At 74.5% G+C, this 3298-nt stretch carries 3 protein-coding genes; 2 read left to right on the top strand and 1 reads right to left on the bottom strand.

Annotated elements, in window-relative coordinates; all coding sequences use genetic code 11:
• Nucleotides 1-1497, top strand: a 1497-nt coding sequence (locus tag ACFVXK_RS37740) for a DUF6777 domain-containing protein (RefSeq protein WP_389621650.1), incomplete at its 5' end; no start/stop codon positions are given.
• On the opposite strand, the gene ACFVXK_RS37735 is transcribed toward ACFVXK_RS37740, so the two are convergent.
• A complete protein-coding gene (locus ACFVXK_RS37735; protein ID WP_389621647.1) occupies nt 1491-2729 on the bottom strand; it encodes an erythromycin esterase family protein in 1239 nt (412 codons plus the stop codon). The genes ACFVXK_RS37740 and ACFVXK_RS37735 overlap by 7 nt on opposite strands.
• A gap of 80 nt (nt 2730-2809) precedes the next feature.
• On the opposite strand from ACFVXK_RS37735, the gene ACFVXK_RS37730 reads away from it, so the two are divergent.
• On the top strand, nt 2810-3298 hold a 489-nt coding region (locus ACFVXK_RS37730), incomplete at its 3' end, for a MerR family DNA-binding transcriptional regulator (RefSeq protein ID WP_389621644.1).

Below are 3298 nucleotides of genomic sequence, written 5' to 3'. Positions count from 1 at the left end.
GCCGTGGTCCTGGCCGTCGTCCTCGGCCGCCCCGGCGGCCAGACGGCCTCGGCCGGCGAGGTCATCCTCCAGCCCACGGACGACGCGGGCGTGGACCCGTACACCCCGTCGACCGCGACCACCACGTCCGCCCTGCCCGCGGCCGCCCCCGGCACGGCTCCCGTCAAGCGGGACAACATCGCCAGCGTGGCGGGCTCGGAGCCCGGCCTCTACGGCGGCACCCGCAACACCGCCAGCTGCGACGTGGAGAAGCAGGTCCGCTACCTGTCGGCCGACCCCGCCAGGAACCGCGCGTTCGCCTCCGTCGTGGGCGTGCAGGAGTCCTCGGTCCCGGCCTACCTGCGGTCACTGACGCCGGTGCAGCTGCGTTCGGACACCCGCGTCACCAACCACGGCTACCGCAACGGCGTCGCCACCAGCTACCAGTCCGTGCTGCAGGCGGGCACGGCCGTGCTGGTGGACAAGTACGGGGAGCCGAAGGTGCGCTGCGCCTGCGGCAACCCGCTGAGCCGGGTGGTCCCGCAGCAGGGCACCCCGCGGCAGACGGGGCCCAGCTGGCCCGGGTACCAGCCGCAGAACGTCGTGGTCGTCAACCGCTCGACCACGGTGATCAACGTCTTCGTCCTCTACGACTCCAGGGACAAGAAGTGGGTCCACCGGTACACCGGTGACCAGGTCCACCACGACAGGCCCGCCCCGCCGCCGCCCCGGCACTGGCCGACGAGCCCCCCGTCCCCGCCGATGACGCACACCCCGGGAACGGAGTCCCCCTGGACGCACACCCCGGGGACGCAGACGCCCGGGACCCAGACCCCCGGAACGCAGTCCCCGGGCACGAAGCCGCCCACGGAGTCCCCGGGAACCAAGTCCCCGGGCACCACGCCCCCGCCCACCGGAACCCCGGCGACCCAGACCCCGGGCGTGAAGCCGCCGACGACCACCCCGACCGGCACGCCCACGGGCACCCCGACCGGCGGGACCGAGACCCCGGCCACGCCGACGCCCACGGCCCCCTCCCCGGCGAGCGAGACCCCGGCCACCCTCACCCCGACGCCGACCCCGACCCCGACCACCGAAGCGACGACCACGCCGACCCCGACGGCGACCGTGACCCCGTCCCCCGAACGGACGGTCACCCAGCCGCCGACCACCCGGCCGCCGACGACCCAGGCACCGACGACCCGGGCGCCGGTCACCCCGCCGCCGGTCACCGAGAAGCCCCCGGTACCGCCTCCGGCACCGACCCAGGCACCCGTCACCCCGCCCCCGGTCACCCGGGCGCCCGTCACGGAACAACCCCAGACCCAGGCCCCCGCACCGCAGACCCAGGCACCGGTACCGACCGAGCGGCCCGCGGAACCGCCCGCCCCTGACCAGAACCAGAACAACCAGAACCAGAACAACCAGAACAACCAGAACCGGAACAACCAGAACGACAACCGGCAGAACCAGAACCAGAACCAGCAGAACAACCAGAACAACCAGAACGGCTACTGAGCCGCCCGTCCGACCTCCCGCCGGGGCCCTGCCTCCGGCGGGAGGTCGCGTACGTAGACGAGCCCGTCGACCGCCGCCAGGTGGGCCGGGTCCAGCGGGGCGTAGCCGAACCAGGGCGAGACGCGCGGCCCGGGCGGCGTGGCGCCCAGAGCGGCGGCCAGGCCGCGGGGGTCGACGAGGGGGCGGTCCTGCGGCAGCGCGTGCAGCAGCCCCTCCACCGTGTCCGGGGGCGGGGCGTCCACCCCGTGGTGCCGGATCGTGCCGACGGCCGTGGCGACGAAGGCGTACTCCCGGCCGAGGCGGGCGTCCACCAGCGCGCCGGCGCTCCACCACTCCAGCGGCGTCCCGCCCATCCGCATGCTGCTCCTCTCCCGCTGGAGGTGGGCGTTGTGCGCGAAGACCAGGACCGGGCCCCGCTCGGCGAGGGCGAGGAGGTTGTCGGCCATCATCCGGTCGCGCACGCCCGACAGCCGCGACCAGCGGGACGGCGACCGGTCCGCCGTCCAGTGGTGGTAGTGCAGCAGGCCGGTGGCGGTGCGCCCGTACAGCCGTGCCCGCTCCCAGTCCTCCCTCGAGGTGCCGGAGATCAGCCGCGGGGTCTGCTCGTCGAGCAGCTCCACCAGGTCCGCGGCGAGCAGCCGCAGCTCCCGGGCCCCGGCGGAACGCCCCACGGACAGCGCCGGGTCCCACATCACGCCCTCGTCGGTCCACGGCCCGTCGGGGCCGAGCAGCCGGTCGAGGGTCTGCGCGTCGCAGGGGAGCAGGGCCGGATCGACCGCTGCCGCGAGGTGGGTGTGGAGGGCGGTGAGGGCCTGCCGGGGGCTCTCGGCGGCGGTGATCTCCAGCGGGCCGTCGAAGCCGGCGAAGCGGATCCGGTCGGCGGCGGGCCGGGCGGCGTTGTACTCCCGCATCCAGCGCACGAGCTCGCGATTGGCGGCGGAGGCGCCGAAACCGTGGCTGAAGCCCTGCTCCATGACCTCGTCGAGGGTGCCCTCGCCCGTGGCGAGGTACCCGTCCACGACCAGGCCCCGCAGGCAGTCGCTCTCGATCGCGACCGTCCGGTAGCCCTCCTCCTCGATCAGCCGGCGGAAGAGGTCGTTGCGCAGTTCGAGGAGGGCGTCCTCGCCGTGGGTGGGCTCGCCCAGGGCGAGGACCCGGGGCCGGGTCCCGAGCAGTTCCATCAGGGCGGCGGCGTCGAGCGTACGGATGGTGTCCTTGATGTCGATGGCCATGCGTTCAACGCTATCGTTGAACTTTCGGTGGAGACTTGCCGGAGACCTGGCCCGCACATCACCGCGCTATCGTCGGGCGGGTGGAAGAAAACCTTCAAACGGGCAGGAAGCTCAGGCCGGTGGATCTGGCACGGGCCCACGGTCTGTCCACCCAGGCGGTCAGGAACTACGAGGAGGCGGGGATCCTCCCGCCCGCCGGACGCGGCGAGAACGGCTACCGCGTCTACACCCCGGGGCACGCCCTGGCCCTGGCCGCGTTCCTGGCGCTGGTGCCCGGCCACGGCCACGCGACGGCGACGGCCGTGATGCGGGCGGTGAACCGGGACGCCGTCGACGAGGCCTTCCGCCTCGTCGACCTGAGCCACGCCCGGCTGGCGGAGGACCGCCGGACCCTCGAAGCGGTGGAACGGGCCCTGCACGACCTCGCCCCCACGGCGGAGGAAGAGGCGGCGGCGGAGGAGGACGGGAAGGCCGACGGCGGGCCCGGCGGACGGTTCATCGGTCCCCTGGCGCGGGAGCTCGGGGTACCCCGCGGCCGGCGGCCGGGATCACCGCGGCGGTGCGGTGGG

This window comes from Streptomyces sp. NPDC058157 (assembly GCF_042884105.1).
Lineage (GTDB): Bacteria > Actinomycetota > Actinomycetes > Streptomycetales > Streptomycetaceae > Streptomyces.
Note: the sequence above shows the minus strand (reverse complement) of the source record. Positions and strands in the feature narration are given on the sequence as shown.

What these genes read in the sequence shown, in the direction of transcription:
- ACFVXK_RS37735 (WP_389621647.1), bottom strand. Translation starts at nt 2,729, where the DNA reads ATGGCCATCGACATCAAGGACACCATCCGTACGCTCGACGCCGCCGCC.